The following is a 13,303-nucleotide window of genomic DNA, read 5'->3' as shown; positions in this document are numbered from 1 at the left end:
TATGCTAGTTTTGAGTTAGCAACAAAATTCAAAAACAAAAGGAGCTAACAGAATGAAAAAATCGAAAAAAGTCTTAATGGGTGCATTGTTAACTGCAAGTTTAATCATTCCTTCCATGGGCGTAAGTGCGGCACTGGAGAAAGAAATCGATGTCGAGAAATTCCGTGTGTATGTGGAAGCGGCTAATCCATCTACAAAAGCTTCACTTAAAAAGGAACACAAAGCACGTTGGGAATTGACGGAGAATGGTTTCTCTACTGAGATGACCGAGAAACAATTCACCTTACTTCAAAAGAGTAAAAATGTGACGGTCACGAAAGTACAGGCAGTCACGCTCGATACAGATGTCCGAGCAAACGCAAGCCAAGTGACGGCTGCAGCATATCCAACCCAGCAAGTTCCTTGGGGCATTAAAGCAATCTACAATAATAGTAGTTTAACGACTACTACCGGTGGAGCGGGCATCAATATTGCCGTCCTGGACACGGGTGTAAACGTAGCCCACTATGACTTGGCAAACACGGTTGAACAATGCAAAAACTTTACAGGTGCCACGACAGTAATCAATGGCAGTTGCAATGATGCAAACGGACATGGTACACACGTTGCCGGTAGTGCATTGGCGGACGGAGGAAGTGATAAAGCAGGAATTTACGGAGTAGCTCCGGACGCTGATCTTTGGGCGTACAAAGTGTTGGGTGATAATGGCTCAGGGTATTCGGACGATATCGCGGCTGCCATTCGTCATGCGGCCGACCAAGCAACTGCAACTGGCACAAAGACTGTCATCAATATGTCTCTTGGCTCTGCAGGAAATGACAGCCTTATTTCAAGTGCGGTCAACTATGCTTATGGTAAAGGCGTACTAATTGTGGCAGCTGCCGGGAACTCAGGGCCAAGCCAAGGATCAATCGGTTATCCAGGAGCACTTGTCAATACAGTTGCAGTTGCAGCCCTTGAAAATGTTCAGCAAAACGGTACATACCGCGTAGCAGACTTTTCTTCCCGTGGTTATGCTTCAACGGACGGTGACTACGTAATCCAACAAGGTGATATTGAAATCTCAGCTCCAGGTGCCGCGATTTACTCGACTTGGAACAACGGTGGATACAACACAATCAGTGGTACATCGATGGCAACGCCACATGTTGCTGGTTTAGCAGCTAAACTATGGGCTCAAAATCCATCTTGGTCACACACGCAATTGCGTACAAATCTTCAAAGTCGTGCGAAAAGCGTTGATATCAAAGGGGGAATCGGTGCAACAACTGGTGACGATTACGCATCAGGCTTTGGATTTGCACGCGCTCAATAATCGTAGAGGTTACCTATAATTGATAGAAAACTAGAACAATCCAGAAATCATCCGGTTTCTGGATTGTTTTTTTATGTCAATAAGTAGTAAGGCATGTATATTCAAAATAGTTAAAATGTTAGAATGGAGATTGAATTTGCGTAGTGATAAGTCAGCTACTCATCTGTAAAGGAGCGATATACATGATACATAAATTACAACTTGAAACAGCGAACTTACATGGGTCCTTCAATAAGGACTATGAACCGATCATTACGATTGATTCTGGCGATACGATTCAATTGAAAACATTGGATATTCAATGGGGCTATTCTGCCTCTAAGCAGGAGAAAAGAAAGGTTTTTGAATCAAGAGAGAACGAGAAAAAGCCTGGACACCCGATACTTGGACCAATTGCCATAAGAAACGCAAAGCCTGGGATGGTATTAGAAGTAAGAGTAAATGATTTGGTTCCTGGATGGTATGGTCGAAATTGGGCAGGTGGCCATCTAAACTGGCAAAACGAAAAGCTGGGAATAGTCGATACAGAGAAACTTGAGGTCGATTGGGAATTGGATGCAACGACGATGTCGGGTAGCGCAGTCATTGGAAATCAAACATTTTATGTAGGTCTATCCCCATTTTTGGGCTTGATGGGTGTGGCACCAGTGGAAGCGGGTACACATTCTACATCGCCACCCCGGTACTGTGGAGGGAATATTGATTGTAAAGAATTGGTTAGAGGAAGCAGCTTGTTTTTGCCTATAGCAGTAGAGGGGGCATTATTCTCCGTCGGGGATGGGCATGCCCTGCAAGGAGACGGAGAGAGTTCCGGTACGGCAATTGAGTGTCCGATGGATGTAGTGGATCTAACATTAAGTATTAGAGAAGATATGCATCTCGATAACCCGATAGCTAATACCCCAGCAGGATGGATTACTTTTGGGTTTAATGAAGATTTAAATGAAGCTGCTGCTGTGGCTCTAAATGAAATGGTGATCTTGATGCAACAGTTTTATGGAATTGAAAAAGTGGAAGCGACTGCACTAGCTAGTGTTGCTGTTGATTTACGAGTAACTCAAGTGGTAAATGGAGTAAAAGGTGTTCACGCGATTTTACCTCATGGTGTGATACGTAAATAGGAAATGTCCTGAATAATAATTTAGAAGTGCGGCTGAATGTGGATTTTCAGCCGCATTTTTCATTGTCAAAAAGTGATGATTCTGTCTTTCCCCTAAGAGGTTGTAGGGAAAGGGGTTTATCGCTTATCATGAAGAACTGATTTGAATAATGCGGTTGAATTATGTATCGTGAGAAAAGTGAAACGAATTAATAAGTTATAATTACTTACTATAGATGAATTTAAACGAACGGGAATTGAAGGGGGCTAGTGATGTGACAGCTTTAACAGCAAGTGAGCCTGTGATTCGTTGTGAGTTGTCGGTTACGGATAAAGTGGAGCGAGACTTTTTCAAATGGGCAAAGGGATCGCGAGCATTTTTACATCTGCAGAAATCTTTCTATGTACATATTGAGAAACAGCCAAACGGGAAATATGAGGAGATTCGCGTCTCCTTGTATGTAGATCCAACCAGAAATAAAAAAGTGTCCGAGGTGCTAGGCGGGGGCACGGCCGTGATGGAGTGTACATGGACAGGCAAGAGCTTACAAGTAAATAACTTTTTTGTCACGAAGAAGAAGAGTCTGACACTCGGCTCCAATCGTCAATATTCCACGAAAATGGAATTGGTGATGAATGGCAGTGTGCCAACGGATAAGATATTGGACTTATACACCATTTTGAAAGGTTTGCCGATTGCCTCGGAACGATCCGATTATGTACGCAAACGAATTAGCAGCTGGAATGCGTATCTTCAGATCATGGAGAAAAATGCGGATGTTGCTGAGCTGGAGTTACCCTTTCAATCAGCACGCTTAAATAAAGATTTTAGCCAGCTAACGCTAGAAGTACGGGACATGCCGAATGGAATTGACAGGAATTATCGTTCTGCGAGTGCAAAATTGGTTGAAGCTGGTCAAGTGCTCGGAAAAGTGTCGAAAATCAATAAAGGCAAGCGGAGCATGGATATAGATTTAGATTCATCTCTGAGTGAAAAAGCGAGAAAAGGCATCTGGCAACCAGCTGCAAGAGGGAAATTATCCTTAAGCAATATGGGCGAGTTGTCCCTGGTCAGAAGATTGAAAGATGGTTTTCGTCGACTGGAAAATGGACTATCTGCCAATCCGAATTTAGATAAGCTGCTATTTGAGGAGCGACCGAGAGTCACCAATGGCAAGGTTCCTGATATGACCTATAAGCAACCATTGAATAGCTTTCAGCAGGAGGCAGTCAATGGTGCAATGGCTGCAAATGATCTGTATGTCATTCAAGGACCACCGGGCACTGGAAAAACCACGGTGATTACTGAAATCTGTTATCAAAATGCAAAACAAGGATTGAAGACGCTGGTTGCGTCACAGTCCAACTTAGCCGTAGATAATGCACTTGGCAAACTAATGACCGACAAAGAAATTCGGATTTTGCGAATTGGGCGACCGGAGAGCATTGAAGAGGAAGGCCAGAAGTTCGTAGAGGATCAAGTGGCGTTGTACTGGAAACAGCAGACGGTAACGTCGATCGGCGATCATGTGAATGCGTTTGAAAAAGATGAAGGCAAGATTCGAACCAACATCGAAGATTGCGAGGCGACGCTAGAACAATTGGCCGATGATTTAGTCGAACTGCAAGAAAAATTGAAGCGAAAAAGCCAAGCTCAAGAGCAAAAACAGGAGTTTGAAAGACAGCTGAAAGTAACGCAAGATCAGTCAGTGGAATGGATAACGGAGCGTAACGAATATGCATCTCAACTGCCAAACCTCCAAGAACGATTGGTGAAAGAACAGGAATCACTGATCTTGGCCACTGATCAAGTTGAACGTTTTTCGGGAACTGGGGAGTTTTCGAGAATACAAAATCAACTTGTCGGCGACATCAAGCTACTTCAGGACCATATTCTTTTGGCACAACTGGAACAGTCATTGCGTAGTCATCAGCAGGACCGTACAGAAACTGCTCAAAAATTGGAGGAAGGCGCGTCCCGAAAGACTTCGTTAACAACGCTTAAAGTCCAGCTAAAAACGGTGACTAAAATTGAAAACTACAAAGTGTTGATCAGAGACATGAATTTGTTCGTATCTCAGGACATTGTCCAACTGGTTAATCAACTGGATCGGGTTCATGCAGCATACAAAAGTCATCCGGTCACAAAACAATTCGAGGATGACGTGAGTGGCAAACTGAATAATGCGATTAAATACGTCGAAGAGAAATTGAATCACCATCAATACAATATGAAAATGCTCCATCAAAAGATCAAGTCGCGTTCTCTCCTTGAGAATGCCAGCATATCTGACCAACAGGTTGAAAAAATCCTAAATGCGTTACGTATTTTTACACGCGAAACGAAACAATTTCAAGTACCGATGAGTCAACAAAATCGTCAAAAGCTTGCGAGGTACTTCGAAGAAATGGTCGTTATACGAACGTCCAGGGGGTCTAGCAAGGGTGGCTCAGACCCGCGGCTTGCTCAATTAAGACAAGAGGCTATTGAAACATTTGATGCAATTAAATCGAAGACGGATCTGCTCGGGAGCCAACACATCAATCAATTGGAAACGGCTAAATTGACACTAGGAGAGCAGCTAAAGTCCTTGGATTATGAAATAGACAACCTGTCGAAGTCTTTTAACGAATTGAAACAGCGATTCCCATCTGGAAGCAACGATGAATCTTCTGATGAAATGAAAAGAAGGCTTTCGCTAAAAGAAGAAACGTTGAATCAACTCGGTACCGAAGAGCATTACGTGAGACAACTGCAGCAAGTAGCTGCGGAAAGTGAGCGGAGTGTGGCAATACTTCAAAAGGAAATCGACCAGCTTCAACTGACCATGGAGAATTCCCTACATCAAATTTCCACCAACCAATCAAACCAACTAATTTTGAACAAGCAGTTGGAGGCGATTGAAGAAATCGTAGCGGAGGATGTGGAGAGTCAGTTGAATAAATCCAAACTTCATCAGCAGAAAACCACTCAGGAATTGGACGACTTAAAGCGCAAGGAAAAACTACTGGCGGTATCCAATGATATTCGTCTTGAGTGGACCGGCATGCTGGAAGAATCAACTGAGTATGATTTGAATGAAATCAAGAAATTGTATATCCGTTATGCCAACGTAATCGGCGTGACCTGTGCGGGGTCCGCGAGAAAAGATTTCATCAATGATTATCCGGATTTTGACGTGGTCATCATTGATGAGGTGTCGAAAGCGACGCCGCCTGAATTACTGCTTCCTATGTTAAAGGGGAAGAAAGTTATTCTAGTCGGCGATCATCATCAACTGCCACCATTGATTGGGCAAGAGACAATGGAAGAAACATTAGAAAATATGGAGAATCGGGAAGAGAAAGCCGAGCTTAAAGCAATCTTGGAAGAGTCGATATTTGAACGATTGTTCAAGGCATTGAGAGATACAAATAAAACAACACTCCGCATTCAGTATCGGATGCATGAAAATATCATGGAGACCATCAACCCGTTCTACCAGGAAAAAAATTACGGGCTCCAGTGTGGCTTGAAAAATTCCGATGTGGACCGTGATCACCTTCTCGACGGTGAGTTGGTGAAGCGCGGCCAGCATCTTCTATGGTTTGACATGCCACATAAACAAGGTTACTTCGAAGAACAGGACCGCCATAGTCGCAGTTATTATAACTCGGCTGAATTGAAGCAAATTCGCGCATTGTTGTTGGATTTGGATCAGTCTGTATCCAAAGCAATACAGCAAGGACGTATGGGTAAGGGAACGAAGAAAAAGGTAGGCATCATCAGTTTCTATGGTGACCAAGTGAAGAAAGTCGACCGAATGCTCAGTCAAGAACTTAATCTTCCGCATCTACATTGTCGAACAGGGTCTGTGGATAAATTCCAAGGGATGGAAATGGACGTCATTATTCTAAGCTTCGTACGAAATCATGAACATCCAGAAGGCAATATTGGATTCTTAAAAGACTATCGTCGCTTGAACGTAGCCTTGTCACGGGCAAGAGAACTCATGCTAATCGTGGGAAGTGTAGAGATGTTCACACAAAAAGCAAAAGGTGAAGCTCAACGAAACATGTTTACTAACGTTCGGAATGTGGTGGAGAAACACGGTGGATTGAAACAACATCAAGAAATTACTTAAGAAAGGAGTGGGAAAGGCATGTCATCGCAAACGGATCAGCAGGTATTGGACAACATTCGCAAGCAGAAGCATTTGAAAGTCTTAAACACCCTGCAATGGTCTTTTCCCATGCAACGCCTCGAAATCCATATGAACACAGTCATTCGAAGCCAAATGGATGTGTTAATGAAGATGATGTTAAAGATTTTCAATCGACTCGACATTAAAGCGGCGGTTGAAATAAGTGAGCTACTATCGGTCGAAATGATCTTCATTGAGCATATGCTGATCTTGTTGGAGCGGTCCGGAATGATTGAAAAGGAACAGGGTATCTACAGACTGACTGCTAATGGTACAGCCCAGCTTGAAGCGGGAACTTTCACACATGAACCAGTTGAAGAGACAATCGAAGTAACTTATAGTCCGTTTCATCAGCGTGTGTTGAAACGACAAGACGACCAGGAATCCGTAGGAAGACCAAAAGAGATGCCTTCCTATCGCTACGAAATATCGAGCGACTTATCTAGCTTTGAAGAGCAGGACGACGCGCGAATTAATCAAATGATTGAAGAATCGGGCTATGAGTTTTTGGTTGAAGAAGGTCAGAAATTGATTAATGACTTACTTTCTCAAGATGTAAAAGAAGTCGTGCCAGCAAGATGTTTCGAAATCCATATTCATGATCAAACCGACGATACCGTCTATATACAAGTGTGGAATGCCTGGACAGCTCGCTTTGATGAGCGATTCGAAGAGGAACTTAATCGTAAAGAAGCGAGTGAATTGCGGGAAAGATATGTTTCTAGTAAATAAAAGGGTACGGAGACTGATAAGTGATTTTCATCATATTTGAGAAAGAGGCAGTCTCAAGAGTCTAACCAATTTTTAGGAAGTGGAAAAATTGTATTATGTAATGCTCATATTAGGGGCTTCGATGGTTTTCATTGCGGTTGGAACCTTCATTTATATGTATGTTGAAAAAGAATTTACGCTACTAAATATAGGCAAGTTCATTGGAGCCTTACTAATGGGTGTATTATGTCTAATGGTTACTCTACCAAGTCTAAAATACATGCTTCTAAAGGAATATGATGTTGTTAAAGGGGACTGCACCATTGAAATAACGTCTTCAGGGCGTTCTACTGAATCGACCTTTGCCATGCGGGATACAGATGAACTTTTTTATTTTACTCATATTCCCGAACTTGATGCTTATGGAAAGTCGATTCCTTACTATTGTGAGGTGACGGTTACTAAAGACCATGAGTTTGAAATAAGTTATAAAATTTATGATGTCAATTCTCGAGAGCTACTGTTAACAAGTGAATAACATATGTTTTTACTTGTTAACTGTAAAAACATTCAAGTAGAACACACCACCATCCAAATTGAAAAATCAACTCTTCCACAGAATGAAATTAAACTAGCAATACGAACTAAATCCCTTCATTGGAAGGGATTTCCTTACAAATTAAAATAATGTTAATAATGAACCGCCTAAAGCACCAGAAACTACAATCATCCATGGTGGAAGTTTCCAAAACACGAGCATACTAAACAAGATAGCTGCTAAAGCAAAATCTTGAGGTTCTAAAATTGAGCTTGTCCAAATTGGGAAATAAAATGCAGAGATTAAAATCCCTACAACTGCTGCATTTACACCCATTACTGCTCCTTTAATTTTAGGATTGTTTCGTAAACTATCCCAAAAAGATAATGTACCTAGAATAAGAAGGAATGCAGGTAAGAATACGGCAACTGTTGCTACCAAACCACCTTGCCAACCGTTCATAATGGCACCTAAATAGGCAGCGAACGTAAATAAAGGACCCGGTACTGCTTGTGTAGCTCCATAACCAGTTAAAAATGCTTCTTCGCTTATCCATCCAGTTGGCACAAATGCTTGTTCTAATAATGGCAAAACGACATGGCCTCCACCAAATACCAAGGAACCCGATCGATAAAAACTATCGAACATAGCAACCCAATAGGATCCAGTTACTTCCCTGATGACGGGTAAAAGAAATAGTAATCCGAAAAACAAGAGTAGGCATATCACTGAAACTCTCTTTGAAATGGGGAATTTTGAACTCACTTCTTCACTTGCGTCATGTTGTTTATACAGAAGAAACCCTAAGAGTGCAGCTATTAATATGACTCCGACTTGAGTAAAAGCTGTTTGCCAAAGAAGTGTACCGACTAGAGCAAATAGGGCAATGGCTTTTCTTTTTAAATCAGGAGTCAAATTTTTTGCCATCCCCATAATGGCATGTGCAACTACAGCTACAGCTACTATTTTCAATCCGTGTATCCATCCAGCATTTCCTACATCGAATCCTTTTAGAAGTAAGGCAAAAAGGATCAGTGCAATAACGGAAGGAAGCGTAAATCCAATAAAAGATGTGATTCCACCTAACACTCCTGCGCGCATGACTCCTATACCGATTCCCACTTGACTACTGGCTGGACCAGGTAAGAACTGAGATAAAGCAACTAAATCAGCATAACTTTTTTCATCCATCCATTTTCTTCTTCGTACGTATTCTTCATGAAAGTACCCTAAATGGGCAGTTGGTCCACCAAAAGATGTAAGCCCCAGTCGTGTCGAAACTAAAAGTATCTCCAAAAGTGATTTGAATTTTCCATTCAAGTTATTTTGATTCATTGTTATCTCCTATTGTTTAGTCTTTGATTTCTTTAAAAAGTTCAAATGCTTTGTTCCTGGCTTCAATAAGGACTGAATTTCCTTTAGGTTTCCAATAATGCAAATATAACATTATGAAAATACCTTGCAATTCAAAACAAAGAAATTTACAGACTCTTAACATTACATTAGCCAAAGAATTAAAAATATATTGATTATGCGACTAACCGGTTCATTAATTCAAAGAAGGAGAAAGCCTCTTTTTTAAACTAACGCGCAAATAGAAAAAGGTGTATTATCTATCTTACTCATTGGTATATTGATAAAAAGAACAGAACATAAAAATGTCGATAAATCGAAATACGATAGTATTTAATCAATGGAAGATTTGTTAAATAAATCGAGTTAGCGAATGCTATATCTCTTATTTCTTATACTACTAGCGGCTCCGTTCGTTGAAACACTAAATACATTGTAGTGTTAGAAAGAGGTTGATTGTCCATAAAGAAATAAAATGTGTATGTTCCCATTCATAATAGTAAAGGAGTTCGTGTGATGTATCGAAAAGAAGTGTATGTTTTTCAAGAAGGAAAGCCGGTAAAGACTGTGGTGAGAAATTATCAGAAGAAAGACTTTCAAGCTTTGATTGCCATCCAGCGAGAAAGTTTTCCACCACCATTTCCGTCAGCGTTGTGGTGGAATGAAGAACAGCTGACCAATCATGTCGAACTCTATCCACAAGGTGCATTATGTGTGGAGATAAACGGAGAGATTGTCGGTTCGATCACTGGATTATTGGTTGATTTCAATTTTAATCAACCCAATCATACATGGGAAGAGATTACGGATCATGGATATATACGCAATCACAATCCTAAGGGAAAGACCTTATATATTGTTGATATTTGTGTCAAGCCTGCCCACCGCAAACTCGATCTCGGCAAACTGTTGATGCAATCAATGTATGAGCGAGTCGTTCATGATGATTTGGTGCGTTTGTTGGGTGGTGGGAGAATGCCTGGATATCATTGGCATGCGAAGGTCCTCACACTAGAACAGTATGTGGAAAAAGTTGTGGAAGGTGAGTTAAGGGATCCAGTGATTTCGTTCTTGCTCAGATGTGGACGGACACCGGTATGTCTGATACCCAATTATTTGGAGGATGAGGAGTCACTTAACTACGCTTTGTTGATGGAGTGGAAAAATCCATTTGAGAATCAGTGATTGTTATTTACAGGAAGTATCCATTCACTAGTTGCACATACCAGCCGCAGGATGATCTAAATAAAGAGGGATGAGTGTTGTGATGAAGTCACAACACTCATCCCTCTTTATTCCTTAGACCAAGGTGCAGCAGTCAGGAATCCCAAAGTGCCCTGGAACCCTTTAAGTATCAAGCTCAATATGAACTAATAAGTTGAAACGTTTCCGAAAATACACTGCCTAGAGCAAAAAAAATTATAAAAGCGTTTACATTTCGATAATTGCGTACTATTATACTTGTATACAAGTATATCGTCTGATAAAAAAGGAGGGAAGTTATGAGTACATCCAATGAATATATATATCCAATAAAATGGATTGCGAGTGCTTCCACTGGCGTACGATTAGCATGCGAGCTTAGAATACGGATCATATCAGGCAACATTCAAAAGGGTACAGTACTTTCTGAAAACAAACTAGCATCCGAATTCGAAGTAAGTCGTTCTCCAATTCGAGAAGCATTGAAAATCCTGGCTTCCGAAAACATCATTCGCTTGGAACGAATGGGTGCGGTTGTGGTTGGTTTAACTGAACAAGATATTAAGGAAATTTATGACGTGCGATTACTGATTGAGACGTTTGTCTACGAACGCCTTGTGAAATTAGATACCAGCAAATTGGTAAGAGAGCTAAGCAAAATCACCGAAATGATGGAAATTGCTATCAAATATAAAGACGTCGAGGAATTTTCCTACCAAGATGTAGTGTTCCATGAAACAATCATTCGCTCGATAAATCATTCCTATATCATGTTGATCTGGAATAATACAAAACCGGTGATGGAAAGTCTGATTCTCTTATCCATGCGGAAACGTCTAGAAGAGAAATACGAGGATTTCAAACGGATTTTGACCAACCATCAAGTCTATGTGGAAGCGATCAAAACAAAAGATCGAGATATTATGATCCGCGCCTTACATCAAAACTTCGATAATGTGCAAGGAAAAGTGGATGATCTTTGGATGTCGCAACAAATGCTCACAACAGAAAGGGAGCAAAAAAAATGACCAATTATATGTTAGGTGTAGATATAGGTACGACTAGTACGAAAGCGGTATTGTTTACTGAACAAGGTGAAATTATTCAACAAGAGAATATTGGGTATCCGCTTTACACGCCGGACATTTCAACGGCAGAACAGAACCCGGATGAAATTTTCCGTGCCGTTTTGAAATCGATTTCAAATATAATGAAGCTTTCCCAGATCTCACCCGAAAAACTACTGTTCATTTCATTTAGTAGTGCAATGCATAGCGTCATTGCAATAGATGAAAACAATCAACCACTAACGCAATGTATAACTTGGGCGGACAATCGGAGCGAAGCGTGGACACGTAAAATCAAAAATGAATTGAACGGGCATGAGATCTATAAACGCACAGGAACACCGATCCACCCCATGTCGCCATTATCCAAAATGGCTTGGATTGTGAATGATTGTCCTGAAATCGCGGCCAAGACCCAAAAATATATTGGGATTAAAGAATACATTTTCAAGAAGTTGTTCGATCGCTACGTCGTGGATCATTCGCTCGCTTCAGCGATGGGCATGATGAACCTCAAGCAACTGGACTGGGATGAAGAAGCACTGCAAGTGGCAGGGGTAACACGGGACCAGTTATCTGAGCTTGTGCCGACAACTGAAGTTTTCACGAATTGTAATCTGGAAATAGCCCAGAAACTTGGCATTGCACCACAAACTCCTTTTGTCATCGGAGCAAGTGATGGTGTGCTTTCCAATATTGGCGTGAATGCGATTGGAAAAGGCGAAGTGGCCGTGACGATTGGGACGAGTGGTGCCATCCGGACGGTTATCGATCGCCCTCAGACCGACGAAAAGGGACGGATATTCTGCTATGCGTTAACCGAAAAACACTGGGTCATCGGTGGGCCGGTAAACAATGGGGGAATGGTCCTTCGCTGGATTCGCGATGAATTTGCTTCATCAGAAGTGGAAACTGCGAAACGTTTGGGCATTGATCCATACGAAGTGTTAACAAAGATTGCCGAGCGTGTAAGACCGGGTGCTGAAGGTTTATTATTCCATCCGTATTTGGCTGGTGAACGTGCACCATTATGGAATCCTGATGTGCGAGGCTCATTTTTTGGGTTAACGATGTCGCATAAGAAAGAGCATATGATTCGTGCAGCTCTTGAAGGTGTCATTTACAATCTCTACACCGTATTTTTGGCTTTGCTTGAAGTGATGGATGAACCAGTTATCCGTATTCAAGCAACTGGCGGCTTTGCAAGATCAGATGTGTGGCGCCAAATGATGGCCGATATCTTCGATTTAGAAGTAATTGTTCCGGAAAGTTATGAAAGCTCATGTCTCGGAGCCTGTATCTTAGGGCTTTATGCAACTGGGAAAGTTGACTCATTTGATGTTGTTTCAGACATGATCGGCAGTACATTCAAGCACACTCCGATTGAGACCGATGTGCAAGAATACAGAGAACTATTGCCGATTTTCATTAGTTTATCTCGTGTATTGGAAAAAGAATATACTAACATTGCGAAGTATCAAAGAAGCTTGACAAAAAAATAGCTAGATTAATCTGCTTTTCTTTATCATACAGTTGCGTCGTCGCATGTTCCGCATGAGCCAACGAGAATGAAAACCACATAGTTGTTGGTCTCATTCTTCACGCTCGTGCTGTATGCTCGTCGCAGAAAAGCTGTGCTAGGCGCAAATGCACTCTTTCGTATTTATTCCATATTAAAGCCTTTATAAAAAAAGCTAGATTAAGATAAGCTGAAATTCATTGTGGATTTTAACCTATTTATAGATATGGAGCAAATGTTTTCATGCGACGAGTAACCTCAGAAGCAGTTTTGCGGAATATCAACAATAGGATTTAAAATAGAAAAAATAAAAA

At 41.3% G+C, this 13,303-nt stretch carries 9 protein-coding genes; 8 read left to right on the top strand and 1 reads right to left on the bottom strand.

The window, feature by feature from the left end; translation table 11 throughout:
* Positions 1 to 52: 52 nt before the first annotated feature.
* From GY23_RS08580 to GY23_RS08560, 5 genes are all read left to right on the top strand, one after another.
* The gene (locus GY23_RS08580; protein ID WP_075618791.1) at positions 53 to 1,315 is read left to right on the top strand and encodes a S8 family peptidase; all 1,263 of its coding nucleotides are present in this window, start codon (positions 53 to 55) and stop codon (positions 1,313 to 1,315) included.
* A gap of 182 nt (positions 1,316 to 1,497) precedes the next feature.
* A complete protein-coding gene (locus tag GY23_RS08575) occupies positions 1,498 to 2,436 on the top strand; it encodes an acetamidase/formamidase family protein (RefSeq protein ID WP_075618790.1) in 939 nt (312 codons plus the stop codon).
* A gap of 253 nt (positions 2,437 to 2,689) precedes the next feature.
* Positions 2,690 to 6,538 (top strand): DEAD/DEAH box helicase, encoded by a 3,849-nt coding sequence (locus GY23_RS08570; protein ID WP_245827613.1) that lies wholly within the window; start codon positions 2,690 to 2,692, stop codon positions 6,536 to 6,538.
* 18 nt (positions 6,539 to 6,556) lie between these two features.
* The gene (locus GY23_RS08565; RefSeq protein WP_075618789.1) at positions 6,557 to 7,330 is read left to right on the top strand and encodes a hypothetical protein; all 774 of its coding nucleotides are present in this window, start codon (positions 6,557 to 6,559) and stop codon (positions 7,328 to 7,330) included.
* Between the two features lie 88 nt (positions 7,331 to 7,418).
* Positions 7,419 to 7,847: a hypothetical protein gene (locus GY23_RS08560; protein ID WP_075618788.1), complete on the top strand. Its 429-nt coding sequence runs from the start codon at positions 7,419 to 7,421 to the stop codon at positions 7,845 to 7,847.
* A gap of 141 nt (positions 7,848 to 7,988) precedes the next feature.
* Here GY23_RS08560 and GY23_RS08555 read toward each other — a convergent pair whose 3' ends face one another.
* Positions 7,989 to 9,182 carry a chromate transporter gene (locus tag GY23_RS08555; protein WP_075618787.1) on the bottom strand — a complete coding sequence of 398 codons (1,194 nt, stop codon included), beginning with the start codon at positions 9,180 to 9,182 and terminating at the stop codon, positions 7,989 to 7,991.
* Between the two features lie 534 nt (positions 9,183 to 9,716).
* Between GY23_RS08555 and GY23_RS08550 the strand changes: the two genes are divergently transcribed.
* The 3 genes from GY23_RS08550 to gntK all read left to right on the top strand — a co-directional run bounded on the left by GY23_RS08550 (position 9,717) and on the right by gntK (position 12,972).
* On the top strand, positions 9,717 to 10,385 hold the full coding sequence (locus GY23_RS08550; protein WP_075618786.1) for a GNAT family N-acetyltransferase: 669 nt from the start codon (positions 9,717 to 9,719) through the stop codon (positions 10,383 to 10,385).
* A gap of 317 nt (positions 10,386 to 10,702) precedes the next feature.
* Positions 10,703 to 11,431: a GntR family transcriptional regulator gene (locus GY23_RS08545; protein ID WP_075618785.1), complete on the top strand. Its 729-nt coding sequence runs from the start codon at positions 10,703 to 10,705 to the stop codon at positions 11,429 to 11,431.
* A complete protein-coding gene (gntK, locus tag GY23_RS08540; RefSeq protein ID WP_075618784.1) occupies positions 11,428 to 12,972 on the top strand; it encodes a gluconokinase in 1,545 nt (514 codons plus the stop codon). The genes GY23_RS08545 and gntK overlap by 4 nt, the downstream gene beginning before the upstream one ends.
* Positions 12,973 to 13,303: the final 331 nt, after the last annotated feature.

It is taken from the genome of Paenisporosarcina indica (assembly GCF_001939075.1).
Taxonomy (GTDB): Bacteria; Bacillota; Bacilli; order Bacillales_A; family Planococcaceae; genus Paenisporosarcina; species Paenisporosarcina indica.
The sequence above is the reverse complement of the archived record's forward strand: the minus strand, read 5'-3'. Positions and strand labels throughout refer to the sequence as shown.

What these genes read in the sequence shown, in the direction of transcription:
- GY23_RS08580 (WP_075618791.1), top strand. Translation starts at nt 53, where the DNA reads ATGAAAAAATCGAAAAAAGTCTTAATGGGTGCATTGTTAACTGCAAGT.
- GY23_RS08550 (WP_075618786.1), top strand. Translation starts at nt 9,717, where the DNA reads ATGTATCGAAAAGAAGTGTATGTTTTTCAAGAAGGAAAGCCGGTAAAG.
- GY23_RS08555 (WP_075618787.1), bottom strand. Translation starts at nt 9,182, where the DNA reads ATGAATCAAAATAACTTGAATGGAAAATTCAAATCACTTTTGGAGATA.
- GY23_RS08545 (WP_075618785.1), top strand. Translation starts at nt 10,703, where the DNA reads ATGAGTACATCCAATGAATATATATATCCAATAAAATGGATTGCGAGT.
- GY23_RS08565 (WP_075618789.1), top strand. Translation starts at nt 6,557, where the DNA reads ATGTCATCGCAAACGGATCAGCAGGTATTGGACAACATTCGCAAGCAG.
- gntK (WP_075618784.1), top strand. Translation starts at nt 11,428, where the DNA reads ATGACCAATTATATGTTAGGTGTAGATATAGGTACGACTAGTACGAAA.
- GY23_RS08575 (WP_075618790.1), top strand. Translation starts at nt 1,498, where the DNA reads ATGATACATAAATTACAACTTGAAACAGCGAACTTACATGGGTCCTTC.